Source organism: Aquipuribacter aurantiacus, from assembly GCF_051216895.1.
In the GTDB taxonomy this organism is placed as follows: Bacteria; Actinomycetota; Actinomycetes; order Actinomycetales; family JBBAYJ01; genus Aquipuribacter.
This window is the reverse complement of record NZ_JBPKAO010000011.1, coordinates 45,468-70,338: the sequence shown is the minus strand read 5'-3', so window position 1 is coordinate 70,338 and position 24,871 is coordinate 45,468. Positions and strand designations below refer to the sequence as shown.

Here is a 24,871-nt window from a genome sequence, read left to right as displayed (position 1 = left end):
CCGGACCGACCCGGACCGACCCGGACCACCCCGACCACCCCGACCACCCCGAGAGCCCCGAGAGCCCCGAGAGCGTCGAGAGCCCCGAGAGCGTCGAGAGCCCCGAGAGCGTCGACATCAGGTGTGGGTCAGTTGTTCGAGTCGGACATCTGTTCAAGAACCGAGGAGCTCGCTCCAGGCCAATGGCGCGCCGGCTCCCGGGCTCCGGGTCCCCGGCCGCTCGTGAGCCGGCCCCGGTGGTGGACGCGGCGCCCCACGGGGCGCAGGATGAACCGGTGCACATCGGGGGAACGGCACGCGTGGCTGCGCTGCTGGTCGTCGGTTCTCTGGCCCTGGGGGTCGTGGGGGCCGGGGCCGTCGACGGCTTCCTCGCCGTGTCGTTCCGGGACAAGGACCCCCTGACCGCGCCCGAGCGACCGGGCGCGGCCCCGCTGGTGCCCGTCGCGGCCCCGGAACGGGTCGCGCTGACGCTGCCCGCCCCGGGCGACCCCCTCGTGGACCTGGCCGGTGAGCACGTCGTCGCGTCGCTGGAGGCCGCCGGGGCCGACGTGAGCGCCGGGACGGACGGCACCGGCACGGCCGCAGGGACCCCCGCGGCCGCCGCGACCCCCACCGCGTCGCTGGTGGCCGAGCTGGTGCCGGCCGGCCCGACGCCCGACGCCGGCACGGGCACCGACGCCGACGCCGACGCCGATCCCGACACCCCCGACCCCCAGCCGGAGACCTACGAGCTGTCGCGCGACGGCGACGCGGTCCGGTTGACCGCCGCCGACCGGCGGGGGCTGGCGGCGGGGCTGTTCCAGCTGGCCGACCACCTGGACGGCGGGCGCGGCTGGGCCGACGTCGAGGCGGGGCCGACCACCGTCGCCCCGGCCCTGGGCCGGCGCCTGGTCGACACCGGGGCCGTCGGCATCACGCCCGACCCGCAGGCCTACGCCGCCCAGGACGACTACGTCCACGCCAACGGCGCCCTCGCCGACGTCGTCCTGGCGCAGGAGCCCTGGCTGGACCCGGACGCCCTGTCCGACGTCGACCAGCAGTGGCGCACCTACGTCGACCGGATGGTGTCCTACGGCTACGACGGTGTCGTCGTGCCCGGGTTCCTGGAGTACGTGACGTTCGCCGGGGTCGAGGACGGCGACGCCGTCTACCCGCCCGGCAGCCCGTACCGCGAGCGCGCGGAGGCGATGCGCGAGCAGGTCGGCGACATGTGGGCCTACGCCGACACCATGGGCATGGACGTGGTGATGGTGACCGACATGCTGGCCCTCACCGAGCCGCTCGAGGCGTACCTGCAGCAGCAGCCGGGCGGGCTGGACGCGGACTCCGAGCAGCTGTGGCAGGTGTACCGGGCCGCGGCCGACGAGCTGCTCACCGAGCTGCCGTTCGTCGACGGGCTGATGATCCGGGTCGGCGAGGCGGGGGCGATCTACAACCTGGACGGCTGGGACTACTACTCCGCCCTGGAGGTGACCGAGGACCAGCAGGTCCGCACCATGCTGGCCACGTTCACCGACGTCGCGGCCGAGCACGACGCCGACGTGTACCTGCGCAGCTGGACCGTCGGCGTGGGCGAGGTCGGCGACCTGCACACCTCGCCCGACACCTACGAGCGCGTCCTGGGCGACCTGGGCCCCGCGCAGGGCATGGACGACCTGGTGGTGTCGACCAAGTTCGTCGCGGGCGACTTCGACGCGTGGCTGCCGCTCAACCCGACGCTGCTGGCGGGCCCGCAGCAGCGCATCGTCGAGATCCAGGCCCGCCGGGAGTTCGAGGGCTTCAGCGCGTTCCCCAACGACACCACGGGCGACCACGCCGCCGCCCTGCAGCAGGTCCGGGCGGCCAACCCCGCCCTGGACGGGGTCTGGGTGTGGACGCAGTCCGGCGGGCCGCAGCGCGCCGGGCCGATGTCGCTGTACCTGACGACAGGCTTCTGGCAGCTGTACGACCTGCAGGTGTGGACCTCCGCCCGGCTGGCGTGGGACCCCGACGCCGACCTGGAGGCGATGGAGCGGACCTGGCTGCGCCGCACCTGGAGCCAGGACCCGCAGACGGTCGCCGGGCTGTCGGACCTGCTCGCGGCCTCCCGGCAGGCGGTCCTGGACGGGCTGTACGTCGAGCCGTACGCCGAGCAGGAGGTCCGGGCGTTCGGCCTGGAGCCGCCGCCCATGCTCTGGGTGTTCAAGTGGGACCTGGTCGGCGGGGACACCGCCACCTGGTCGGCGCTGTACGAGGCCGACCGCGGTCGGGTCGACGAGGCCGTGGCCGGCGGCGAGGACGCCGTCGCCCAGGTGGAGGCGATGCAGGCCACCCTGGCCGGGATCGACCCGGCCACCTTCACCGACCCCGGTCAGCACGCGCTGCTCACCCGCTCGCTGGCCTACGAACGCGACCTGTTCCTCACCCTGGGCAGCTACCGGGAGGTCATGCTGCGCGGCTACGAGTGGTTGGACACCGGCGACGCCGCCTCCCGCGAGGCGCACCTGGCGGCCGCGGCGACCTACGCCGAGCGGGTCGAGGAGCACCGGACGACCTGGTCGGGCGACCTGGACTTCCCGCCGTACGAGTTCGCGGCCGCCGACGCCGGCCTGGACCGGCTCGAGGGCCGGACCGCGTCGCGGCTGCTGGCCGGCGGCATGCTGGTCGTCGCGGTGCTGGGCCTGGCCCTGGTGCCGCTGCTGCGGCGGGCCGCGCTGCGGCCGTGGCGGTCCACCCCGGCCCGGTGGCACGACGCCGGGCCCGGGGCCCGGGCGCTGTCGGTGGTCGTGCCGCTCGTGGTCCTCACGGGGGCGCACGCGGCGTTCGGGTCGATGATCTCCCCGCTGTACCTGAGCCTGGCCGTCACGACGGCGCTGGCGACGGTGCTGGGGGCGCTGGTGGTGCAGCGGGGCGTGCGCGGGTCCCGGCGCGTCCCCTGGGGGGCGGTCGCGGCCTCGGTCGCCGGCCCGCAGCTGGTCGGGGTCCTGCCCCTGCTGGTCGCCACCGCCTGGCGCGGTCCGACCGGGGCGTGGCTGGGGTTCTGGACCACCCCGCCGGCCCGGGGCGTGTACGTGGTGGCCGCGGTGGCCGCGCTGCTGTGGGTCCTGCTGGCCCCCGCCCTGTCGGGGGCGTCCGGGCCCGGTCGGCCCGGTCGGCTCACGGCGGTCGCGACGGCCGCGGCGGCCGCGGGGACGGCGCTGCTGTGGCTGGGCGGGCTGCTCGCGCTGGTGGGCACCGAGCGGCTGCTCACCCTGCTCAACGACGAGATGCAGGTCGTCCCCGGCGGGCTCTCGCGAATCCTGGGGCTGACGGTCCACCTGGGCGTGCCGGCCACGCTGGGGACCTCGCTCCTGCTCGCGGCGGCCGTGGCGTGGTCGGTGGCCCTGCTGCTGCTGGCGGGGGCGTACCGGTCCGGTCGTCCCGTCCGGCCCCCGTCGGGCCCGGCGGCTCAGCCCTCCGCGGTCTCCGCCAGCTCGAGCCACTCCGCCTCGACCTGATTCTTGTCGGCCAGGACCGCCTGCAGCTGCCGGTCCAGGTCGACGACCCGCTGGGGGTCGGTGGCGTTGGCCGCGAGGTCGTCGTGCAGCTTGGTCTCCTGCTGCGCGAGCTTCGACAGCCGGCGCTCGAGCCGCGCCAGGTCCTTGCGGGCCGCCCGCTGGTCCGCCGCCGACGGCGCCCCGTCCGCCGCGGTCGCGTCCCGCCCGCCGGCAGCCGCGGACCCGCCCGAGGTGGAGCTGCTGCCCGAGGAGCTGTCCGCGCGGCCGCCCGCCTGCAGCGCGCGCCGCCGCTCGAGGTACTCCTCGACCCCGCGCGGCAGGTCCCTCAGCCGGGAGTCGCCGACCAGGCCGACGTGCCTGTCGCAGAGCCGCTCCAGCAGGTACCGGTCGTGGCTGACCACGACGAGCGTGCCCGCGAAGGAGTCCAGGACGTCCTCCATCGCGGCGAGGGAGTCGGTGTCCAGGTCGTTGGTGGGCTCGTCCAGCAGCAGCAGGTTGGGCTGGTCGAGCAGCAGCCGCAGCAGCTGCAGCCGCCTCCGCTCGCCGCCGGACAGGTCGCTGACCAGCGTCCACTGCCGCTCCTTGGGGAAGCCGAGCTGCTCGACGAGCTGCGACGCGGTCATCTCCTTGCCGCCGACGTCGACGGTCCGGGCCACCTGCTCCACCGCCTCGACCGCACGCAGGTGCTGCACCTCGTCCAGCTCGGCCAGGTCCTGGGTCAGGATGGCCGTGCGGACCGTCTTGCCGCGCTTGACGCGACCGGCGTCGGGCCGGCCCTGACCGGTGAGCAGCCGCATCAGGGTGGTCTTGCCCGCCCCGTTGGCGCCGACGACGCCGACCCGTTCGCCGGGGGCCAGGCGCCAGGTGACGTCGGTGAGCAGGGGCACGTCGCCCCCGCGCGGGTGGTCCACCCGGACGTCCTCGACGTCGACGACGTCCTTGCCCAGGCGGACCGCGGCCAGCTTCTGCAGCGCCACGGTGTCGCGCGGCGGCGGCTCGTCGGCGATCAGGACGGTCGCGGCCTCGATGCGGAACTTCGGCTTGCTGGTGCGGGCCGGGGCGCCGCGACGCAGCCAGGCCAGCTCCTTGCGCATCAGGTTCTGGCGTCGTTCCTCGGTGACCTGCGACATCCGCTCCCGCTCGGCACGGGCCAGCACCCAGGCCGCGTAGCCGCCCTCGTAGGCGTCGACGACCGCGTCGTGGACCTCCCAGGTCTGCGTGCACACCTCGTCGAGGAACCACCGGTCGTGCGTGACGACCACCAGCCCGCCGCGACCCGACGCCGCCCGCGCGAGCAGGTGCTGCGCGAGCCAGGCGACGCCGTCGACGTCCAGGTGGTTGGTGGGCTCGTCCAGCAGCAGCAGGTCGGGGTCCTCCACCAGGACCGCGGCCAGCGCGACCCGGCGCAGCTGCCCACCGGACAGCTCGTCGGTGCGGGCGTCCATCCCGCCGACCCCGGCGGCGTCCACCCCGCCGAGCAGCCCGCCCACGACGTCGCGGACCCGCGCGTCCCCGGCCCAGGTGTGCGCGTCGGCGGCCCGCTCCCCCAGCACGACGTCGGCCACGGTGTCGCCGGTCGGGCGGTCCCGCTGGTCCAGCATGCCGAGCCGCACGCCACCGCGGACGGCCACCCGCCCCTCGTCGGTCTCGGCCCTCCCGGCCAGCACCCGCAGCAGCGTGGACTTGCCGTCGCCGTTGCGGCCGACCACGCCGATCCGGTCGCCGTCGTCGATGCCCAGGGACACGTCGTCCAGCAGGACCCGGTCGGGCAGCGCGACGTGGATGCCGGTGCAGTTGACGAGGTTGGGCACAGGGGTTCTCCGTGGGGCTCGGTGCGTGAGGCAGGGGCGGGCGGCGGGACCAAGGGTGGCAGCCCGCCCGGTCAGGAACCGACGCCGCGCACTCCCTGGTCGACGACCCTGCAGCCTGGCACGGGACCGGAGGCGCGCAGGACGCGGCCGACACCTGGGGCGTCCGCGAGGGCCACGGCCAGCTCGGCGGCGTGCTGCTCGTCCTCGGCCAGGACGGCCACCGTGGGCCCGGAACCGGACACCAGCGCCCCGGCCGGCTCGGCGGCGTTCACGAGCTCGAGCAGCTGGTCCAGCTCGGGCAGCAGCGACACCGCGGCGTGCTGCAGGTCGTTGTGCAGCGAGGAACCCAGCGCCGTCGGGTCGCCCGAGCGCAGCGCCTGCATGAGGGACTGCGACACCCGCGGCTCGACCACGACCCGACCGGCCCGCAACCGGTCGAGCTCGGCGTAGACGGTGGGGGTGGACAGGCTGGCCGTGGACACCAGCAGCACCCAGTGCCAGGTGCCGCGCCCCAGCGCCGGGGTCAGCCGGTCCCCGCGCCCCATGCCGACCGCGGTGCCCCCCAGCAGCGAGAACGGCACGTCGGAGCCGAGGCCGGCCGCGAGGTCGGCCAGCTGCGAGCGGTCCAGCTGCAGGCCCCACAGGGTGTCGCAGGCCAGCAGGGCCGCCGCCGCGTCGGCGGACCCGCCCGCCATGCCCCCGGCCACGGGGATCTGCTTGCGGATGGACAGGTGGACCCCGAGCCGGGGCGCGGTCTCCGGACCGACCGCCTCGACCAGCGCTCGGGCCGCGCGCACCGCCAGGTTGCTGCTGTCGGAGGGCACCAGCGCGGCGTCGACCCCGCTGACCTCGCAGGTGAACGTGCCACCCGGGGCGTTGGTCGCGGTCACCTCGTCGTAGAGCCCGACGGCCTGGAACACCGTCGCGAGGGGGTGGAACCCGTCGGCCGAAGGGGCCCCGACCGTCAGCTGCAGGTTGACCTTCGCAGGTGCCCGCACGGTGACGGTCGCGTGGGTGCCCATGGCCTCCGAGGCTAGGCCCTCGCGCTCCGTCCCGCTCCCTAGTTCCCCGTCAGGCCCTCGCCCGGGTCCGGCTCGAGCTGCTGCAGGGCGTCCGCGACGGCCGCGAACTCCGCCACGCCGAGCCGCTCGGCCCGCGTCGACGGCGCGACGCCGGCGGCCTCGAGCGCGACCTGGGCCCGGGTCGCGGACCCGGCCCGCACGGCGAGGGACTGCCGCAGCGTCTTGCGGCGCTGGCCGAACGCGGCGTCCACGGTGGCGAAGACCTGGGCGCGGTCGGCGACGGCGGTGGCGGGCGGGTCGTGGCGGGTGAAGCCGACCAGCCCGGAGTCCACGCGGGGCACGGGCCAGAACACCGTCGGGGCCACCGACCCCACGCGACGGGCGGCCGCGTACCAGGCGAGCTTGACCGACGGCACGCCGTAGACCCGCCCGCCGGGCCCGGCGCACAGCCGGTCGGCGACCTCCGACTGCACCATCACGACACCGTCCTGCACCGACGGGACCCCCTGGAGCACGCCCAGCAGCAGGGGCACGGCCACGTTGTAGGGCAGGTTGGCCACGAACCGGGTCGGGGCCAGCGGCAGGTCCGCCGCCGTGATCGCGGTCGCGTCGGCCCGCACCACGTGCAGCCGGTCCAGCGCGTCCGGCAGGTGCGTCCCGACGGTGCCCGGCAACGCCGCGGCGAGGCGCTCGTCGAGCTCGACGGCCACGACGTGGGCACCGGCCGACAGCAGGGGCAGGGTGAGCGACCCGAGCCCGGGACCGACCTCGAGGACCACGTCACCGGGCCGAACTCCCGCCAGCCGGACGATGCGCGACACCGTGCCGACGTCGATGACGAAGTTCTGGCCCTTGCTCTTGGTCGGGTTGATCCCGTGCCGGGCGGCCAGCGCGCGCACGGCAGCGGCCCCGAGCCCCACGAGGGGGTCGGGGCCGCTGCCGTCGGCTGTGCTCAGGCCGGGCTCGTCACGTGGGTCACGTGGCGGCTCAGCTGAACAGACGCGGGCCGCAGTGCGGCCACGGCTGGGCGCCGCGCGAGTCGTACAGCGCCTGGGCGCGCGCGGTCTGCTCGGAGGCGGACGCCTGGCTGGCGACACCGGAGCCGCCCATGGACTGCCAGGTGCGACGGTCGAACTGGTAGAGGCCGTGGAAGAGCCCGTTGCTCGACACGATGCTCGGGTTGCCGCCGGACTCGCAGGCCGCCAGGGCCGACCAGTTCAGGGAGGCGGTGCCGCCGCTGGGCGCCGGGGCGGGGCTGGAGGAGCCGCCGCCGGAGGACCCGGACGAGCTGCTGCCCGAGGAGCTGCTGGACGAGCCGCCGCTGCTGGAGGAGCTCTCGCGGGCGGGCTCGGGCTTCGGCTCGGGCTTCGGCTTCGGGCGCTCCTTGGTGCCCTCGGCCACGACGCGGTCCACGGGGGCGGTCGTCACCGTGCGGGCGATCTCCTGGCGGGACTCCTCGACGCCGTCGACCAGGACCACGCGGGTGGTGACGGTGAGCTCCCCGTCGCTGCCCTCCTCGCGGACCTCGTCCTCGCCCTCGAAGAGCTCGGCGTCCTCGACGGTCACCGTCGAGCTCTCCACGACCTCGGTCTCGACCAGGTCGTCGGTGCTGACGCGCTGGACCGTGACCGTCTGGCCGGCGGCCAGGACGGTCTCGGGGGCGGGGGCCAGCCGGTCGGACGCGCCCAGGGCGAGACCGAGCTCGTCGAGCAGGTCGGCCACGGTGGGCGCCGGGGACGTGACCTGCTGGGTGTCGCCGTAGGCGACGACCGTCACGTCCTTGGGCATGCTCAGGGTCAGCGACAGGCCGCTGCGACCGATGCTCGCGGAGCGGGAGGCGGACAGCCACGCGTCCTCGTGCCTCAGGCCGGCCGCCACGAGGGCGTCGTCGACGGTGAGCTCCGTGGTCCAGAACGTGCGCTCGTCCCCGGCGGGGTCCGCGACGGTCAGCTGGCGGGCGTAGCGGACGGTGACCTGCTCGCCGTCGGCGACGTCCTCGTCGATCGCGGGCGACACGAGGTCGCGCTCGCCGACCTCGATGTCGGCGGCGGCCAGCACGTCGCTGACCTCAGAACCGAGGATGCGCACCTGCTGCGCCTGACCGTCGACCTCGAGGGTGACGGTGCGGTCCAGGACGGTCCAGCCGGCGACACCGGCGACCAGGAGGGTGAGGACCGCGGCCTGCGCTGCGGCGACGAGGCGGGTGGGACGCGTCACGGCGCGGACCACAGGGGTGAGGGAGAGCGTCAAGGAGAAACCACCTGCTAGAGCTGTCCGGGTACCGACAGTGCGGAGGGGGTGTCACGGGGTCCCGCACGCGGAGGGACGTCGTCGGATCCCGGCTACCAGTCGGTGAACGTAACCGATCCGTGACCTAACGGGAAACCCTCGGCGGCGTGAGTGAGATGTCCCACACCGGGGCGATTCACGTCACCGGGCGGTTACGGAAGGTGACAACAGCACGTCAGGACCTGTCGCGAGGTGCCCTGCGCAGGTGACGGAGGATCGTGACGGGACTCCGCAACCAGCTCAGGTCGAGGGCCCGCTGCAGGGCCCCACCCGCCCCGGCGTCCAGCGGCCGGTCGTCGACGACCTCCCCCACGACCTCCCCGAGCACGTCGCCGAGCTGGTCGACGGGCCCCCCGTCGGCACGGGCCGCGGCGTCCGGGTCGCGGGCCACCCGACCCACGGCGGCGGCCGCGCGCCCGGTGGCCCGCTCCAGCTCGGTGCGCAGCGGCTGCCGCACCAGTCGGAGGCCCACCGCCGCCAGCGGCCGCCACAGCCCCCGGCCGCGCACGACGAGCTCGCTCTCCAGCCGGTCCCCGACGACCCGGGCCCGCAGCCGCAGCCGCCCCCAGGGCAGCGTCAGGTCCAGCCGCACGTCGGGCCCGGCCGCGGCCAGCGACACCCTGCCCGTCCACGCCAGGGGCGCCAGCGTGCCGCTGGTCGTCGCGGCGCGGGCCTGCTCGAGCCCGTCGACGTCCACCCGCGCCTGCCGCGCCTCATCGGCGTGCTCGCGGTAGGCCAGCTCGACGGCCCGTCCGCGCCCGGCGGCCCGGACGGTCGCCTCCAGCGTCCCCCGGGTCAGGCCGGCCGGGGTCAGGTCCCGGTGCGCGCCCGGGGCCCAGGGCCCGCCGCCGCCCGCGGCGGTCCGGCCGAGCTCCCGCGTCGTCCGTGCCACCAGTGCGGTCCACCAGGTCTGCCACTGCTGCGGCGTCGGCGCCGTCACCGCGGCGCTGGCCCGGGTCCTCACCAGCGGCCGTAGACGGTCTCGGTGTTCGACGCCAGGGCGGCGCAGAGCTCGTCCAGGTCGTCCCCGCGCAGCTCCGCCATGGCCCGCACGGTGTGGGGCAGCAGGTAGGACGCGTTGGGCCGGCCCCGGAACGGGTGCGGGGTGAGGAACGGGGCGTCGGTCTCGACCAGCAGCAGCTCGCGGGGGACGACCGCGCAGGCCTCGCGCAGGGCCTGCGCGTTGCGGAAGGTGAGGACGCCCGCGAACGAGCAGTACCAGCCGTTCTCGGCCGCCACCCGCGCCATGGCGGCGTCCCCGGAGAAGCAGTGGAAGACGGTCCGCTCAGGGGCGCCCTCCTCGGCCAGCACGCGCAGCACGTCGTCGTGGGCGTCGCGGTCGTGGATCTGCAGCGCCAGCCCGGTCCGCCTCGCCAGGTCGAGATGGCGGCGGAACGACTCCTCCTGCGCGGCCCGGCCCTCGGGCGGGGTGCGGTGGTGGTCCAGACCGGTCTCGCCCACGACCCGCATCCGGGGGTGGTCGAGCAGCCGCTCGACCTCGTCGAGGGCGGCGTCCAGGGCGGCCGGGTCGAGCCTGGCGGCCTCGTTGGGGTGGATGGCCACGCCGCCCAGCAGCGGCAGCACCCCGTCGGGGCCGGGCTGCTGGGCGTCGAGCAGCTCCCGGGTCCAGCGGGCCGCGGGCAGGTCGCACCCGATCTGCACCGCGCGCGGCACCCCCGCCGTGGCTGCCAGCGCCAGCAGGTCGTCGACACCGCGGTCCTCGGCGTCGGCGATGTCGAGGTGGGTGTGGTTGTCCGGCACCGCGACGGCCAGCGGCTCCGGCGGCGGCGGGGCGGTGCGGTCCCGGCTGCGGCCGTCGGTCTCGGTGGTGGTCGACCGGGAACGGATCGGGCGCAGGGTCACGCCCTCGACCCTAGGACCGGCCACTCCGCAGGAGAACTCGGCCGGTCCGCACGCCCGGGTCCCTCGGCACCGGGGTCCTGCTCCCGGGTGGCCGGGCTCAGGCCTCCGGCACCTCCCCGCGCAGCCGCGCGAGCTCGGCCTCGACCACGGAGTCGTCGAGCTTGGTGAAGATCGGCGTCGGGACCGCCACCGGGGTGCCGGGCTCGACCGGGACCCGGCGCCAGGTGCCCTGCATGGTCGAGTAGTCGCCGGTCAGGACCGGGTAGGGCGCCCCGCCGTCGAGGTCGTCGACCTCACGGATCTCGGGCATCGGGGCGAACACCCCGGTGCGGCCGAACGTCTCGTGGACGGCCTGCGCGCTGTGCGGCAGGAACGGCGCCAGCAGCGTGTTGCAGTCGCTGATGCACTGCGCGGCCACGTGCAGGATCGTCGCCATCCGGGCCGGGTCGGTCTTCTTGAGCCGGAACGGCTCGGTCTCGCTGATGTAGGCGTTGACGTCGCCGACGGTCCGCATCGCCTCGGCGAGGGCCTGCTTCTGCCGGTGGGTGCGCAGCAGCTCCCCCACGGTGTCGAACGAGCCCAGCACGCGGTCCAGCAGGGTGGTGTCCACCGGCTGGAGCTCGCCCGCGGCGGGGATCTCGCCCAGGTTCTTGGCGATCATCCCCGCGGTCCGGTTGACGAGGTTGCCCCAGCCCGCGACCAGCTCGGTGTTGGTGCGGCGGACGAATTCCGCCCAGGTGAAGTCCGAGTCGGCCGTCTCCGGGCCCGCGGCGCTGATGAAGTAGCGCAGCGCGTCGGCCTGGTAGCGCTCGAGCACGTCGCGGACGTAGATGACGACCCCGCGGCTGGAGCTGAACTGCTTGCCCTCCATGGTGAGGAACTCGCTGGAGACGACCTCGGTGGGCAGCTGCAGGTCACCGAAGGGGCCCTGCTCGCCGCCCTTCGACCCGCGACCGTCGTGCGCGAGCAGCTCGGCGGGCCAGATCTGGGAGTGGAAGGTGATGTTGTCCTTGCCCATGAAGTAGTACGACAGCGCGTCGGGGTCGTTCCACCACTCGCGCCAGCGTTCCGGGTCACCGGTGCGCCGGGCCCACTCCACCGACGCGGACAGGTACCCGACGACCGCGTCGAACCAGACGTAGATCCGCTTGGCCGGGTTGTCCTCCCAGCCGGGCAGCGGGACGCGGATGCCCCAGTCCAGGTCACGGGTGATCGCGCGGGGGCGGACGTCGGCCAGCAGGTTGCGGCTGAACCCGAGCACGTTGGGCCGCCAGGCGCCCTTCTCCTCGACCCCCGCCAGCCACTCCCCCAGCGCCTCGGCCAGCGCCGGCAGGTCCAGGAACAGGTGCTCGGTCTCCACGAAGGTCGGCGTCTCGCCGTCGATCTTGCTGCGGGGGTCGACCAGGTCGACCGGGTCCAGCTGGTTGCCGCAGTTGTCGCACTGGTCGCCGCGGGCGGAGGTGTAGCCGCAGATGGGGCAGGTGCCCTCGATGTAGCGGTCGGGCAAGGTGCGTCCGGTGCTGGGGCTGATGGCGCCGAGCTGGGTCTTGGCGACGACGTAGCCGTTGGCGTGCACGGCCGTGAAGAGCGTCTGGACGACCTGGTGGTGGTTGCGCGTCGAGGTGCGCGTGAACAGGTCGTACGACAGCCCGAGCGCCTGCAGGTCCTCGACGATGACGCGGTTGTAGCGGTCCGCGAGGGCCTGCGGGCTCACGCCCTCCTTGTCGGCCTGCACGAGGATCGGGGTCCCGTGCTCGTCGGTGCCGGACACCATGAGCACGTCGTGCCCGGCCATCCGCATGTAGCGGCTGAACACGTCGGAGGGGACGCCGAAGCCGGCGACGTGGCCGATGTGTCGGGGACCGTTGGCGTAGGGCCAGGCCACCGCGGAGAGCACGTGGGTCATGCGCCCAGCCTAGGGTTCACGGGTGCACGCTCCGGCCGACCTCCCCGCTGTCGTGCCCGTGGTGGCGTTCCTCACCGACCACGTCGTCGTCCTGCCGGCCCTGCTGGTGCTCGCCGTAGGGTCGGTGGTCCTGTCCGGGCCGCTGAGCCGGCGGCTGGGCTCGGGTCGGTCCGCGGCCGCCCTGCTCTCGTTCGCCTGCACGGCGCCGTTCGCCATGACGCTGCCACCCAGCGCCGTGGACGTGCCCCCGGACGCGGTCCGGGACTGCGTGACGGCCTTGCGCCCGCTCGGCCAGTGGGGGCGGGGCGGGGAGGAGCTGGCCAACGTGCTGCTGACCCTGCCCGCCGGGCTGCTGCTGGTGGTGCTGCTGCCGCGTGGGCCGGTGGCGGGAGCGGCCCTGGCGGCGGCGGCCGGCTTCCCCCTGCTGGTGGAGGGCGTCCAGTACGCCGTCCCCGCCCTGGGCCGCTCGTGCGAGGCGACCGACGTCCTGCTCAACCTGGTGGGGCTCGTCGTGGGGGCCGTGCTCGGTCTGGCGCTGCGGCCGCTGGTGCACGCCGCAGGACGCCGACGGGCCCTCAGGGGTGCTCCGCCAGCACCCGGTCCCCTCCCGAGCGCTTCGCCCGGTACATCAGCTCGTCCGTGACGTCGATCTGCCGCAGCAGCCACGCGGTGCGCTCCTCGGGCTCGGCGGGCGGGCGACGGCGGATGGCCCCGACGCTGGCGCTGGTCCGTTCCCCCCCGGACACGGGCACCGCGGCCGCGGCCCGCACCGCCTCGGCCAGCTCGTCCACCGGGTGCGCGGCGGCCGGGGCGAGGACGAGGAACTCCTCGCCGCCGAGGCGGGCCACCAGCAGCGGACCGGGGGCGGTCCAGGAGTCCTCCAGCGCACGCAGCGACGCGGCGACGGCCCGCAGCGCCTCGTCGCCGACGGCGTGGCCGTGGGTGTCGTTGAGACGCTTGAAGCCGTCGAGGTCGAGGGTGACGACGTCCACCTCGGGGGCGGCCTCCAGCACGCTCGCGGCCGCCTCGAACAGCCCCCGCCGGTTGAGCGCACCCGTGAGCGGGTCGGTCCGGGCCAGCCGGTGCTCACGGGCGTGGGCCGCGTCCAGCTGCGAGCGCAGCCGCAGGATGGCCCAGGGCGGCGCGGCGATGCCGGCCAGGACGGCCACCGAGGTGACGGCGACCTGGACGGGGTCGGGGGCGGCCCACCAGACGCAGACCATCGCGGCGACGCTCGCCACCCCGGCCTGCGCCCAGGTCGCGCGGGGCGAGAACTGCATGGCGGCGATGACGCAGAGCACGCCCAGGAACAGCGGCACCAGCAGGGCGATGTGCCGGTCGGGTCCCGTCATCGCCCCGATCGCCGCCGCGAGGGTGAACAGGGGGATGCAGACGGGCAGCACCTTGGCCATCCGCTGCCCCGAGCCCAGCAGCAGCACCGCCGACGCGCTGTAGACGCCCACGAGCAGCCAGGCGAGCACGAGCCCGCTGCCGGGACGGTGCTGACCGGGCAGCGTCCACACCCACACCGTGGGCCAGAGCACCAGCACCAGCACCCGCACGGTACGCAGCACAGGGTCGGTGGGTCCTTGCCACCACCGCCGCGACGTCGAGGGAGAGCTCGTCGAGCGCACGGACAAGGGTCTCACCCCGAGCACTCCGCGTCACGCAGTCTGCACAGAACGCACTCCGACGGCGGAGGGGGCGGCCGTGCGTCGACTCACCCCCCGAGCAGCGGCAGACCCTTGCGGATGCAGCGGACCGCCTGGCCGATCCGGTGCTCGTTCTCGATGAGCGCGAAGCGGACGTAGCCGTCGCCGTCGGGGCCGAAGCCCACCCCCGGCGACGTCGCGACGTCGCAGTCGTCCACCAGCCGCGTCGCGAACGCGATGCTCCCCTCGGCCCGGTACGGCTCGGGGATCGGGGCCCACACGAACATCGACCCGCGCGGGCGGGGCACGGACCAGCCGGCGCGCTGCAGCCCGTCGACCAGGGCGTCGCGACGCCCGCGGTACACCTCGCTGACCTGGTCCGGGTAGTCGGCGGCCTCGTTCATGGTCACGGTGGCGGCGATCTGGACCGGCTGGAACGTGCCGTAGTCCAGGTAGCTCTTGAGCTTGGCCAGGGCGGCGACCACGTCGGCGCGACCCAGCATGAACGCGACCCGCCAGCCCGCCATCGAGAACGACTTGGTCATCGAGTACAGCTCCACCGCCACGTCGGTGCCGCCGTCGCACTGCAGGATGGACGGCGGCCGCCAGCCGTCGAAGGCCACGTCGGCGTAGGCGAAGTCGTGCACCAGGACGACGTCCTTGTCGCGGGCCCAGTCCACCAGCCGCTGCAGGTCGGCGAGCTCGACCGTGGCGCCGGTCGGGTTGTGCGGGAACGACAGCACGACCACGCGCGGCCGCGGCCAGCCGTACTCCCACTGGGCCATCACGTTGTCGATGTACTGCGCCCCGGCCGTGTCGTGGTCCGCTCCCACGGCGACCTGGCGCACGTCCGCCCCCGCCAGGTAGGGGCCCCAGATGTGGATCGGGTAGCTGGGCTGCGGCACGATCGCGGCGTCCCCTGCCTGCAGCAGCACCCACATCAGGTGGCTGAAGCCCTCCTTGGCCCCGATGGTGCTGATCACCTGGGTGTCGGGGTCCAGCACGACACCGAACCGGTCGGCGTAGCGGGCGGCGACCGCCTGCCGGAGCTTGGGCAGCCCGCGGGAGGAGGAGTACCGGTGGTTGCGGGCGTTGCGGGCGGCCTCGGCCAGCTTCTCCACGGCGATGTCCGGGCTCGGGATGTCGGGGTTGCCGAACCCCAGGTCGACGATGTCGCGCCCGTCGCGGCGGGCCTGCTGCTTGAGCCCGTCGATGATGGTGAACACGTAGGGGGGCAGACCGGGGATGCGCCGGAACTCCATCGCCTCAGCCTATGGCGTGCCGGTCAGGGACGGCGGGCGGCGATGACGGCGTCGTAGAGGGCGTTCTTGCGGACGCCGTGCTCGGCGGCGACCTCGGCGACGGCCTCCTTGGTGCGCAGACCCGCCTGCTCCCGCTGCGCCACGACCGCGACCAGGTCCTCGGGGGTGCGCGCGGGCCCGGGGCGGGCGCCCTCGAGCACGACGGTGATCTCGCCCAGGACGGTGGCGTCCCGGGCCCAGGCGGCCAGCTCGGCGAGGGTGCCGCGCCGGACCTCCTCGTAGGTCTTGGTCAGCTCTCGGCACACGGCCACGCGACGGTCCCCGCCCAGCACCTCCGCCGCGTGGGTCAGCATGTCGGCCAGGCGGTGCGGGGCCTCGAACAGGACGGTGGTGCGGGGCTCGGTGCGCAGCGCCTCCAGCACCCGGCCGCGCTCGCCCTGCTTGCGGGGCAGGAAGCCGTCGAACGCGAACCGGTCCGTCGGCAGCCCGGACACCGCCAGCGCGGCCAGCACCGCGGACGGGCCCGGCACCACCGTGACGGCCAGACCGGCCTCGGCCGCCGCGGCCACCAGCCGGAACCCGGGGTCGGACACGGTCGGCATCCCCGCGTCGGTGACCACCAGGACGCTGCGGCCGGCCCGGACCAGCTCCAGCAGCTCGGCCGCGTCACCGGTCTCGTTGTGCTCGTGGTGCGCGACGACCCGGCCCCGCACCTCGACGCCCAGGGTGCGGGTGAGCCGACGCAGCCGCCGGGTGTCCTCGGCGGCGACGACGTCGGCGGTGGCCAGCCAGTGCCTCAGCCGGGGGCTGGCGTCGTGCGGGTCGCCGATCGGGGTGGCCGCCACGACGACGACGCCCCCGGGCGCGGCGGAGCCGAAGGCGGGCCCCTCGGCCTCGGCCTCGGCCTCGGCCTCGGTCGGGAGGTCAGGTTCGTCGTCGACAGGCACAGGGCGACCGTAGGCCCCCCGTAGCATCGGCGCGTGGCCACCGTGACCTCGACCGCCGTGCCGGAGCGGCGCCGCCCCGGGGGCGGTGGGTCCTCACCCGCCCGGGGGCGGGCCGTCACCCACGAGACCCTGCGGGAGCGGCTCGGCCTGCCGCACCCCGACCCGGCGTGGTGGGCGTGGGTCGTGGCGGGCGTGATGGGCCTGCTCGCGGGGGTGCTGCGCTTCGTCAACCTGGGCCGACCGCCGAGCCTGGTGTTCGACGAGACCTACTACGTCAAGCAGGCCTACTCGTTCCTGCTGGTCGGGCACGAGCTGTCGGTCAAGGAGTCACCCACCCCGGTGGCCGAGGGCGAGGACGACACCTACGCCAACGACCTGTTCAACGCCGGCACCCTCGACGTGTTCGAGCGGACCCCCGACTTCGTCGTCCACCCGCCGCTGGGCAAGTGGATGATCGCCGCGGGGATGCAGATCGACCCCGACGACACGTTCTACTGGCGCTTCTCCGCCGCAGTGGTCGGCACCCTGTCGGTGGTGCTGGTCGTGCTCATCGGTCGGCGGCTGCTCGGCTCCACGCTGCTGGGCGGCGTGGCCGGGCTGCTGCTCGCGGTGGACGGGCACGCCATCGTCCACTCCCGCACCAGCCTGCTCGACGTCTTCCTGTCGTTCTGGGTCCTGGTGGCGTTCGCGTTCCTGCTCGCGGACCGGTTCCAGGCCCGGGAACGCCTGGCCGAACGCGTGGCGGCGGGCCTGGGCCGCGGCACGCTGTCGCCGTACGGGCCGTGGCTGGGCTGGCGGCCGTTCCGGCTGCTCGCCGGGATCTCGCTCGGCGCGGCCTGCGCCACCAAGTGGTCCGGGCTGTACGTCCTCGCCGCGTTCGGGCTGCTGACCGTGCTGTGGGACCTGGACGCGCGCCGCCGCGCCGGGGTGCGGCGCTGGGTCGTGGGCACCCTGGTCCGCGACTCGTGGTTCGCGTTCCTGGCCATGGTGCCGGTGGCGTTCGTCGTCTACCTCGCGTCGTGGTTCGGCTGGTTCCGCGCCCCGGACTCCTACAACCGCACCTGGGCCGTGGACAACCCGGAGCAGGCCGTGGCCTGGCTGCCGAGCTCGCTGGCCAGCCTGTGGCAGTACCACGTGAGCGCGTACGGCTTCCACACCGGCATCAACACCGTCGACAACGAGCACCCCTACATGTCGAACCCGTGGTCCTGGCTGGTGATGGGTCGACCGACGTCGTTCTACTACCAGGGGCAGTCCCAGGGCGTGACCGGGTGCGGTGCCGACGCCTGCAGCCAGGCCGTCACGTCGCTGGGCAACCCGATCGTCTGGTGGGGCGGCACCCTCGCCCTGGTGGTCGTCGTCCTGGCCTGGGTGCTGCGGCGGGACTGGCGCGCCGGGGCGATCCTCGTGCCCCTCGCCGCGTCGTACCTGCCCTGGTTCATGTACCAGGAGCGCACCATCTTCACGTTCTACGCCATCGCGTTCACGCCGTTCCTGGTGCTGGCACTGACCTACGCACTGGGCCTGCTGCTGGGACCGGGCGACGCCTCGCCCGAGCGACGGCTCTGGGGCGCGGTCGGCGCCGGGTCCGTGGTCGTCGCCGCGGTCGGCTGCCTGCTGTTCTTCTACCCGGTCTGGACCGCCGAGCTGATCACGACCGCCGAGTGGCAGGTACGGATGTGGTGGCCCAGCTGGGTGTGAGGCAGCGCTCCCGGACCGGCCGGCAGCGAGCACGTCCGATCTCGACCGGTTGTCCGACTCGGTCAGCCGTGCTGATCGGGACGTGCCCGCCACAGGCCGACCGTCCACGCCCGCCACGGTGGAGCCCACGGGTGGATCTCACGGGTGGAGCTGAGGGGATTCGAACCCCTGACCCCCTCGTTGCGAACTAGACCTGGGCAGGTCTGTAGAGGCTAAACCACAGGTCAGGAGGGTGGACATCGGCGCGGCGGGACGCTCCTGGGTGGCCTCGTAGGTGTACTCGTAGGTGTACTCGTCCCGGCGGGGGGGTCACGGTGATCACTCAACACCGGGCGCCTCTTGGTGGTGATTCCGTCGCCTCGGCCGGTGATCGTCCTGCCGGCCTGATGCCGGTCGTCAGGGATGGCGCAGCCACCGCGTAGCGGCTGTAGGTCCTTGACGACCGGTGGCAGGTCGGCTGATCTCCGGACGGTCGGGGCGACGGGATCACCACCTGGTGACCCTCCACGCATTCCGGAGCCGAGGCCCGGGGTCCGGGGCGGAGCCCCGTGCTCTTGACGCGCGGCGTAACGTCAAGGCTCGGCTCGAACCCGGGGGGGCAGATGGATTCGCGGACGTTCGACTGGCTGCAGGTCTACCGCCGCGCCCCGGGCGGGTTGCCTCTCCTCATCGTCTTGTACTGCGGCTGGGCGGTCGTCTCCGGTGTGTGGATCGGCGCGGAGGCGTGGAAGCTCGGCACTGCGGTGGCCACGGGCGCTGCAGCTTGGTTGTGGCCCCGCGACCCGGCGGGTCAGAGCCAGGCACGGCACCGCGCGAGAGCAAAACACGGCACCCGCGCCTGAGGCCTAGTGGCCCGGGGCGGCGGCGCGAACGGCGCTTGCGCCGCACGCGCAAGCCGCCGGCCCGGCCGCGCCGCGCGGAGCGCGGCGCCTTGATCCTTTAGAGGTCAATGCAGCAAAGCAGCCCCGCATCCGGCAGGGCCCGCCAGGTCGGATGCGTCCGCGAAGGTGCGTCACTCATGGCCCCTGTGCGGGATCGCAGGCTGGACGGGTCTACCGCATGATCCTGGTGGCGGTCGAGGACGCAGTCGAGCGTGGATGTCATCGTCCCGCTGGCGGGTCGTCAACTGGCACACCGCTTCCGACCCGGCCCTCGCCTTGCACCCTTAAAGCCCTGTCCGTACCGCTGTTCTTAGGGCAGCGCTGGCGGTCGCCCGGCGCTGATTCCTACGTGGATGTGGTCCTGGTGGACCTGGTCGGTGAAGAACCCTGGTTGATCGCCGTTGACGTCGAAGGGGCCGCCAATCTCGGTGGCGCCGAGGGTCGCGGCGTCGACCATGACCTCGCTGAGCAGGTCGTCGGGGGTGTCGGGGTCCACGACGAGCTGGTCGTCGATGCGCCAGATGTCGAATGCGCGCCCGATGGAGTGGTTGGAGGCGCGTTCGGTGTCGAAGACGTTGGTCGGGTGACCGCGGTAGAGGACGTGGAGGTCGAGGACGTGTTCGGCGGCTAGGCCGTTGAGCAGTTCGAGCAGGCTGTCGTCCATACGGCCCTCCTCGATGTCGCGGACCGCGGGCTCGGGCAGCCTCAGGTTCGGGTTGCTGAGCACCTGCGCGGCCGCGGGCGAGACATCCCCCACCACCGTCGTGTCGGGGTCGGGCCCGACGGCTGTCACTCGCCACGGTTCGTCGGTCGAGGCGCGTTCGACCCGCACGTCGAGGACGACCTGCCGGTCGACCACGGAGCCGTCGGGCAGCAGTAGCTGTTGGGTGAGCAGGGTCATGACGCTGGCGTCGGTGGTGGTGAGTCCGCCGTACTGGGGGTAGTCGACGGCTACGGCCGCAGCCGCGGCGTCGTCGTGGAGCAGGTCTGCGGCCTGCTCGGCCAGCACGGGGTCGATCTCGGCCGCCACCAGCCGTTGGCTGGCGCCGGCCAGGTCGCCCTGACTGTCGTCCCAGGTCCCGACCAGCTCCACGAGGCGGGTCGCGGCGAGCTTCACCTCGGGTGCGACCTCACCGGGCCCGGCCTCCCACGCAGCAAGCGCCGGCAGGGTGGGTTCGGGAGTCGGGGTCGGTGTCTGTACCGGGCCGCTGGACACCTCGGACGCCGGGCGGGTGGGTGCGCCCGTCTCGGGTTGACCTGCGGAGGCCCCGCACGCAGTGAGCAGCACAACCACCAGCCCTGCTGGCAGTCGGCTCAGTCGGCTCACGTGACGTGTCCGCCAGGCCCGGTCACGGCTGCTGCTGCTCACGCAGGGGGGCTCCTTCCTGACGGGTCTGCTCGCTGCCGTGGGCCGGGACCGGCTCGGTGGGGTGAAGCGGTAGGTGATAGGTCGCCATGAGGGCGCCGTCGCGGGTGGGATGGACATCACCGCGCTGCCAGCCGAGTGCCTCGTAGAACGGCCCGGCTCCGCCGGCGCCGTCCAGGGTGGTCAGCTGGGCCTCCGGGGTCCCTGCCGCACGAGCTCGAGCCACGAATCCGGCCACGAGGGCCGCGCCGACGCCGGCCCCGCGACCGTCCGGTGTCACCACGACAGCCGTGATCACGGCGACCGGGTCGTGGAGGCTGCGACGGCTGGGGCCGGAGTCGCCGTGGGTCTGCTCGGTCGACTCGACCGGGCCGGCCGGGGCGGGCCGGCCGGTGAGGCGGCGGAGGTAGGAGGGGGCGCGGGTCCGCAGGAAGTGCAGGGCGAGGCGGGGCCGGACGAGCAGAGACAGGGCGCCGACGGCGCCGAGGTGCAGGCGGTGGTGTCGGACGACGTGGTCGACGTGGGCGACCTGGTCCACGGCGCCGACCAGGCACCCGAGGCGATGGTCGCCGGTGCTGTCGGTCCGGACCGCGACGAGGGCGACGCCGTGGGGGGCGTCGAGGTAGGTGGCGTGCCAGCGGCGCATGAACGCGTCGCCCAGCAGGGGAAACAGTCCGTGGGGCAGGTGCTGGCGGTGGGTGCGGGCGGTGAAGTCGACGTCGGCGGGTGTCGCGCGGCGCACGACGACCTCCGACCACTCGGGGTGTGACGGCATGACGGGGCCTCTCAGGGCTCTGGCGGCTCAAGGACGGACGACGGACGGGACGCGGCACAAGGGCCGCGGAGCACGCTGCAGGCACCGCCCGGGCAGACCCGGGTCGGTGTCGCGCGAGGGCGCCCGTCAGTCGGGGCGGCCGCCGCCGTCGGACAGAGAGGCCGGTACCGACGTCACGGTCACCGGTGGCAGGGGTGCGGCCCGGCGCGGGGCCGCCACGGCAACGTCGAGGACGACGCCGGCGTCGACGTCGACCAGGTGGTGGTGGTGGTGGTCGTCCTCGGCGGGGTCGTCGTGCGCCACGCTCGCGGAGATCAGGACAGACGTCAGCTCTTGGCCCAAGGGCTCGTCGGGGCGCTCGCCTGGGTGTTCGTGACCGTGGTCGTGGTCGCCGGCGTGGCTACCGACCGAGGCGACCGAGGCGACCGAGTCGTGGACGTGCCCGGCGCCGACAGGGTGCCCGCCGGTCTCGGCGTGCACGAGACCCATCGACAGGGCGGCCAGCAGCGACAGCACGACGACGGCAGCAGCAGCCCGCGCGGCACGCAACGCGTACCCCACCGCTCCTGCTGTCATCGACGGATCCATCCCTCCAGGATGGCCCATGACTGTCCGTGGTCCCGACCACGACACGTCTGCCCGGCGTGTGGACGCCACCGACGTGGCGACGGGCGCAAGCCGAACTCCGGCCGCGGCCTGGACCGGCGCTAGCGAGCCATGAGCTGCCGGGATCTGGGGACAAGCTCCGGCGCACGACACACCAGGACGGGGGCTCCCTGAGGGTCACCACGTGACTACTCTTCGGTCGTCCGGCCGCTTCCCACACGACGGCCTCGCACCAGCACCACCTGGCGAAGGAGCCACCCATGGCAGCCAACGACCGTCCCACGACAGGCAGAACCATGCGTCTGCCTCGCCTGTCCACCCTGGGAGCCGCGACCGCGCTGCTGGTCCTGGTGCCAGCCAGCGCGGCTCACGCCCACGGTCTGCGGGGCATCTCCAACGACTCCCCGTGGGGCTTTCTTGCCTCCGGCATCGAGCACATGCTGCTCGGCTGGGACCACCTGTTGTTCATCGCGGGCGTGCTGCTGGTGTCGAAGGGCTGGCGTACCGCGGCGGAGATGATCTCCCTGTTCGCCCTCGGGCACAGCATCACGCTCATCCTCGCCACCATGGTCGGCTGGCAGATCAACGCGACCTTCGTCGACGTCATCATCGGCCTCAGCGTCATCTACGTCGGATTCCTCGCCCTACGGGGCCGCCGGCCGGAGCTGCGGGTGTTCGCGGCCGTGGTGTTCGGTTTCGGCCTCATCCACGGCCTGGGTCTGTCCACCCGGTTGCAGGCCCTGGACCTACCCGAGGAGGGCCTGCTGCTGCGCGTGATCGCGTTCAACGTGGGCATCGAGATCGGCCAGCTGATCGCCATCGCCGGCATCGTCGGCCTGACCAAGGGCGCGCAGTGGATGTGGCGCACCCGCAACCAGCAGCAGCCCCAGGCCGTGCAGGTCGCCTCCATCGCCCTGGTCGTCGGCGGGGTCATCGCCGCCGGTGCCGTGGCCGGCGGCGCCCTGATCGGTGAGGAGGACGAGGTGGCCGCCGTCGCCGCGGCTGGCACCGCAGCCGGGGAGACCTCGGCCACGGCGGCAGCGACCACCTGCACCGAGGGCGAACGGACGATCGAGTTCCCCGGTATGGGCGGGCACACCAGCAAGGCGTTCTTCGAGCCCGGCGAGGAGACCCCCCTCGGGGACATCGGGCACTCCCTCGGCGACGGGTACGTCGCCTATCTCTACCGAGACGACCTGCCCCAGGCCGACGTCGACGCTCTCCGTCAGGCCGTGGAAACCGCCCCCAACAGCGGGGTCCTCGCCGGACCCGTCCCCGGTCAGACCGAAGCCGTCCTCGCCGTCACCCAGACCAGCACCCTCACCTGCGCCGAGGCCGACCACAACGCCCTGGCCGCGTTCACCAACGCCTGGTTCTCCTCCATGGGCGGCTGAGGCGGCTTCACCCGGCCCCACGTCCACCCGCGCCCCCCGGAACAAGCCTGTCGCGGGCGCACCTGCACCTAACGCTTCGGTGTCGTCTCCTATCTCCCGGTCACGGCCGGGATACGCGGCCGCGACGACTGCCGGGCCGGCTCTGGCCAGCAGCCCGCACGGCGGGGTTGCCGCTGCGGGCGGATGCCCGCTTTTGCGATCCCCCTGCGCCGGTGGGGCCCCGTCCCGTAGACCGACCCGCGGCAATAGGTGCCAGGCCGGCGCCGGCGACACCGTTACCGGTGCGACCCCGACGCCCCACCACCACGATCGCGGCGATCGCGGCGAGCACGAGGACCCCAATGACCACGTAGACGGCTGGTTGCACCGCCGGGCCATCGGCCGCCGCCTCGACGACCGGCGTGCCCTGGGTCGTGGCCTCCGCTGCCGGAGCGGCCTGCCCCGCGACGGTGGACGGCGCCGCGGCGGCCGCCGCCCCCGGCTCGGCGCCCTCGGCCGCCGCCAGCTGCGGGTCGGGGCCCTGGGTCGGCGGAGCCCACCCTGCGGGGGCCTGCGTCGGCTCACCCGCGTACGTGAACACGTACGACCCGTCGACGACGTCACCGTCGGACGCGACGCTGGCGTACTCCACCGTGTACTCACCCGCCGCGGGCCAGTGCGCCACGCCCAGCTCCACCGGGAACCCGGTGCTGTAGTACACCGGCTCCCACTCCTCGTCGACCAGGCTGAACTCCTGCACCGGGGTGGCCAGTGGGAACGGTTCTCCGTGGTCCCAGCCGTCATCGACGCGGGTGCCGTCCGGAGCCGTGACCGAGAAGAACGCGAACGGTGCCGGCGCCTCGGTGAAGACCAGAGACAACTCCGTCATCGCCTCACCGATCCTGGCCCCCTCCACCGGGGTGGACTCCGCGGCGACCAGCTGACCGTGAGCAGCGGCCGGCGCCGCGGTCACGACACCACCCACCAGCACGACGGCGACGCAAGACACGGTGGCGGCAACGCGACGCCACGACGAAGGACCATCAGCACTGATAGGCACCGGCGGATTATGTCCCGCTGCTCCAGCAGGACAAAGCAGCCGGCGGGACGCTGTGACCTCCCTCTCAGCCGAGGTGACCGCCCACCCGGGCCGCAGTGACCGATGAGCCCGCAGGGGGTGTGTCCGCGGCCGGGGCGGAGTGCTCATGGCCGTGCTCGGCGGCCGCGGGGGTCTGCAGGTGCAGGGCGTACTGGCCCAGGCCGAACACTGCGACCACCGACACGACCACGACGCCGGTCCCGACCCAGGAGACGATGGCGTCGACCGGGTCCGCGGCCTCCCGCAGCACGAAGGCCACGAACGAGCTGAGCAGACCCAGCGGCACGAGGACGGCGCCCCGGACCGGGAAGTCCTGGAAGTGGGCGATCCCGCCGGACAGCATCCCGATACCAATCGACAGCACCAAGGACGCCAGCACGACCCGCACCAGGGGCGGACGACCCGCCCGGCTGGCCGGCAGGACGACCTCGCTAAGGATCGTCGCGCCCATGAACACCACAGCACCCACCGCGGCCAGCACCAGGTACCGGCCCGGGTCCAGGGGGTAGTGGACGATCCCGCCGCTGATCAGGCCCGCTCCGACGAAGTACCCGACGTAACCCAGGTAGGAGCCCAGCAGCCCCCGCGCCGGGGGCGCGGCCGCCGCGACCGGCGCCGGCTCCGTCGCGGCCCGCTGGGCGGGGATGGCATCGGTGGGGGTGCGCGTGGCGCCCTGTGGGCTCATGAGGTCTCCGCTTCGGACCGGGCATCAGTAGTCGGACCTTGGCCAGTCATGCAGCCCGACACCGATCTAGGTCGACACACCTCGCACCCCTCTGGAGCCGCGTTGACGGCCAATGCTGCCTCGTCACCCGGACGGGTCCCGGGCCGCACGGGAGCCG

Annotated in this window: 19 protein-coding genes; 4 read left to right on the top strand and 15 right to left on the bottom strand. The window is 74.0% G+C overall.

The window, feature by feature from the left end:
- Window positions 1–275 precede the first annotated feature (275 nt).
- Complete coding sequence (locus ACR80Q_RS14455) at window positions 276–3,476, top strand: hypothetical protein (RefSeq protein WP_435378340.1); 3,201 nt, start codon at window positions 276–278, stop codon at window positions 3,474–3,476.
- On the opposite strand, the gene ACR80Q_RS14450 is transcribed toward ACR80Q_RS14455, so the two are convergent.
- The 7 genes from ACR80Q_RS14450 to metG form a co-directional block, all read right to left on the bottom strand.
- Window positions 3,428–5,287: an ABC-F family ATP-binding cassette domain-containing protein gene (locus ACR80Q_RS14450; protein WP_435378339.1), complete on the bottom strand. Its 1,860-nt coding sequence runs from the start codon at window positions 5,285–5,287 to the stop codon at window positions 3,428–3,430. The genes ACR80Q_RS14455 and ACR80Q_RS14450 overlap by 49 nt on opposite strands.
- A 71-nt stretch (window positions 5,288–5,358) precedes the next feature.
- Window positions 5,359–6,309 (bottom strand): 4-(cytidine 5'-diphospho)-2-C-methyl-D-erythritol kinase, encoded by a 951-nt coding sequence (locus ACR80Q_RS14445; protein WP_435378338.1) that lies wholly within the window; start codon window positions 6,307–6,309, stop codon window positions 5,359–5,361.
- A 38-nt stretch (window positions 6,310–6,347) separates the two neighbouring features.
- The gene (rsmA, locus tag ACR80Q_RS14440) at window positions 6,348–7,229 is read right to left on the bottom strand and encodes a 16S rRNA (adenine(1518)-N(6)/adenine(1519)-N(6))-dimethyltransferase RsmA (protein WP_435378337.1); all 882 of its coding nucleotides are present in this window, start codon (window positions 7,227–7,229) and stop codon (window positions 6,348–6,350) included.
- A 67-nt stretch (window positions 7,230–7,296) separates the two neighbouring features.
- Window positions 7,297–8,526 carry a ubiquitin-like domain-containing protein gene (locus ACR80Q_RS14435; protein WP_435378336.1) on the bottom strand — a complete coding sequence of 410 codons (1,230 nt, stop codon included), beginning with the start codon at window positions 8,524–8,526 and terminating at the stop codon, window positions 7,297–7,299.
- Between the two features lie 247 nt (window positions 8,527–8,773).
- On the bottom strand, window positions 8,774–9,562 hold the full coding sequence (locus ACR80Q_RS14430; RefSeq protein WP_435378335.1) for a hypothetical protein: 789 nt from the start codon (window positions 9,560–9,562) through the stop codon (window positions 8,774–8,776).
- On the bottom strand, window positions 9,559–10,461 hold the full coding sequence (locus ACR80Q_RS14425) for a TatD family hydrolase (RefSeq protein WP_435378334.1): 903 nt from the start codon (window positions 10,459–10,461) through the stop codon (window positions 9,559–9,561). The genes ACR80Q_RS14430 and ACR80Q_RS14425 overlap by 4 nt, the downstream gene beginning before the upstream one ends.
- A 97-nt stretch (window positions 10,462–10,558) precedes the next feature.
- A complete protein-coding gene (gene metG / locus ACR80Q_RS14420) occupies window positions 10,559–12,367 on the bottom strand; it encodes a methionine--tRNA ligase (protein WP_435378333.1) in 1,809 nt (602 codons plus the stop codon).
- Between the two features lie 22 nt (window positions 12,368–12,389).
- Here metG and ACR80Q_RS14415 point away from each other — a divergent pair, with 22 nt between their 5' ends.
- On the top strand, window positions 12,390–13,010 hold the full coding sequence (locus ACR80Q_RS14415; RefSeq protein WP_435378332.1) for a VanZ family protein: 621 nt from the start codon (window positions 12,390–12,392) through the stop codon (window positions 13,008–13,010).
- Here ACR80Q_RS14415 and ACR80Q_RS14410 read toward each other — a convergent pair.
- The 3 genes from ACR80Q_RS14410 to rsmI all read right to left on the bottom strand — a co-directional run bounded on the left by ACR80Q_RS14410 (window position 12,943) and on the right by rsmI (window position 16,255).
- Window positions 12,943–13,941: a GGDEF domain-containing protein gene (locus ACR80Q_RS14410; protein WP_435378331.1), complete on the bottom strand. Its 999-nt coding sequence runs from the start codon at window positions 13,939–13,941 to the stop codon at window positions 12,943–12,945. The genes ACR80Q_RS14415 and ACR80Q_RS14410 overlap by 68 nt on opposite strands.
- Window positions 13,942–14,087: 146 nt before the next feature.
- Window positions 14,088–15,281, bottom strand: coding sequence for an aminotransferase class I/II-fold pyridoxal phosphate-dependent enzyme (locus ACR80Q_RS14405; RefSeq protein WP_435378330.1), 1,194 nt, complete (start codon window positions 15,279–15,281; stop codon window positions 14,088–14,090).
- 23 nt (window positions 15,282–15,304) lie between these two features.
- Entirely contained in the window at window positions 15,305–16,255 is a 951-nt protein-coding gene (gene rsmI / locus ACR80Q_RS14400; protein WP_435378329.1) for a 16S rRNA (cytidine(1402)-2'-O)-methyltransferase, read from the bottom strand.
- A 6-nt stretch (window positions 16,256–16,261) separates the two neighbouring features.
- On the opposite strand from rsmI, the gene ACR80Q_RS14395 reads away from it, so the two are divergent.
- Window positions 16,262–17,929, top strand: coding sequence for a dolichyl-phosphate-mannose--protein mannosyltransferase (locus ACR80Q_RS14395; protein WP_435378328.1), 1,668 nt, complete (start codon window positions 16,262–16,264; stop codon window positions 17,927–17,929).
- A 1,191-nt stretch (window positions 17,930–19,120) separates the two neighbouring features.
- Here ACR80Q_RS14395 and ACR80Q_RS14390 read toward each other — a convergent pair.
- The 3 genes from ACR80Q_RS14390 to ACR80Q_RS14380 all read right to left on the bottom strand — a co-directional run bounded on the left by ACR80Q_RS14390 (window position 19,121) and on the right by ACR80Q_RS14380 (window position 21,527).
- Complete coding sequence (locus tag ACR80Q_RS14390; protein WP_435378327.1) at window positions 19,121–19,927, bottom strand: hypothetical protein; 807 nt, start codon at window positions 19,925–19,927, stop codon at window positions 19,121–19,123.
- Window positions 19,928–20,159: 232 nt separating this feature from the next.
- Window positions 20,160–20,951 (bottom strand): GNAT family N-acetyltransferase, encoded by a 792-nt coding sequence (locus ACR80Q_RS14385; protein ID WP_435378326.1) that lies wholly within the window; start codon window positions 20,949–20,951, stop codon window positions 20,160–20,162.
- A 126-nt stretch (window positions 20,952–21,077) separates the two neighbouring features.
- Entirely contained in the window at window positions 21,078–21,527 is a 450-nt protein-coding gene (locus ACR80Q_RS14380; RefSeq protein WP_435378325.1) for a hypothetical protein, read from the bottom strand.
- Between the two features lie 326 nt (window positions 21,528–21,853).
- Here ACR80Q_RS14380 and ACR80Q_RS14375 point away from each other — a divergent pair, with 326 nt between their 5' ends.
- Window positions 21,854–22,951 (top strand): HupE/UreJ family protein, encoded by a 1,098-nt coding sequence (locus tag ACR80Q_RS14375; RefSeq protein ID WP_435378324.1) that lies wholly within the window; start codon window positions 21,854–21,856, stop codon window positions 22,949–22,951.
- A 100-nt stretch (window positions 22,952–23,051) separates the two neighbouring features.
- On the opposite strand, the gene ACR80Q_RS14370 is transcribed toward ACR80Q_RS14375, so the two are convergent.
- On the bottom strand, window positions 23,052–23,939 hold the full coding sequence (locus ACR80Q_RS14370) for a copper resistance CopC family protein (protein WP_435378323.1): 888 nt from the start codon (window positions 23,937–23,939) through the stop codon (window positions 23,052–23,054).
- Window positions 23,940–24,054: 115 nt separating this feature from the next.
- Window positions 24,055–24,714, bottom strand: a complete 660-nt coding sequence (locus ACR80Q_RS14365; RefSeq protein ID WP_435378322.1) for a hypothetical protein — start codon at window positions 24,712–24,714, stop codon at window positions 24,055–24,057.
- Window positions 24,715–24,871 lie beyond the last annotated feature (157 nt).

Bases quoted from the DNA above. Each gene is read 5' to 3' on its own strand.
- ACR80Q_RS14445 (WP_435378338.1), bottom strand. From the start codon at position 6,309: ATGGGCACCCACGCGACCGTCACCGTGCGGGCACCTGCGAAGGTCAAC.
- metG (WP_435378333.1), bottom strand. From the start codon at position 12,367: ATGACCCACGTGCTCTCCGCGGTGGCCTGGCCCTACGCCAACGGTCCC.
- ACR80Q_RS14405 (WP_435378330.1), bottom strand. From the start codon at position 15,281: ATGGAGTTCCGGCGCATCCCCGGTCTGCCCCCCTACGTGTTCACCATC.
- rsmI (WP_435378329.1), bottom strand. From the start codon at position 16,255: ATGCTACGGGGGGCCTACGGTCGCCCTGTGCCTGTCGACGACGAACCT.
- ACR80Q_RS14385 (WP_435378326.1), bottom strand. From the start codon at position 20,951: ATGCCGTCACACCCCGAGTGGTCGGAGGTCGTCGTGCGCCGCGCGACA.
- ACR80Q_RS14380 (WP_435378325.1), bottom strand. From the start codon at position 21,527: ATGACAGCAGGAGCGGTGGGGTACGCGTTGCGTGCCGCGCGGGCTGCT.
- ACR80Q_RS14375 (WP_435378324.1), top strand. From the start codon at position 21,854: ATGCGTCTGCCTCGCCTGTCCACCCTGGGAGCCGCGACCGCGCTGCTG.
- ACR80Q_RS14365 (WP_435378322.1), bottom strand. From the start codon at position 24,714: ATGAGCCCACAGGGCGCCACGCGCACCCCCACCGATGCCATCCCCGCC.